The organism is Flavobacterium cupreum, from assembly GCF_003996965.1.
GTDB classification, from domain to species: Bacteria; Bacteroidota; Bacteroidia; order Flavobacteriales; family Flavobacteriaceae; genus Flavobacterium; species Flavobacterium cupreum.
Genome location: NZ_QWDM01000181.1, coordinates 1 through 316 on the forward strand (window position 1 = coordinate 1; position 316 = coordinate 316).

The 316-nt window shown below is 48.4% G+C and carries 1 rRNA gene; it reads right to left on the reverse strand.

From position 1 onward, the window contains the following. A 23S ribosomal RNA gene (locus tag D0817_RS27105) occupies positions 1-212 on the reverse strand; the annotation flags it as partial. Between the last annotated feature and the right edge of the window lie 104 nt (positions 213-316).

A 316-nucleotide genomic window follows, 5' to 3' on the forward strand; every position in this document is an offset into this window, starting at 1 on the left:
TTCCTGCAGCTACTTAGATGTTTCAGTTCGCCGCGTTCGCTTTGCATGCCTATGTATTCAGCATGCAATGACCTAAAAGGCCGGGTTTCCCCATTCGGAAATCTGCGGATCAAAGTGTGTTTGCTCACTCCCCGCAGCTTATCGCAAGCTACTACGTCCTTCATCGCCTGTAATCGCCAAGGCATCCACCATGTGCACTTATTCGCTTGTCCCTATAACGTTAGCTCCTGGCGACTAACCAGGAAGCGTTTATAGAGATAAGAGTACAGCGTTGCCAGACTCCAGAATCTTTCGACACTGAAGTCATGTTTGTTGA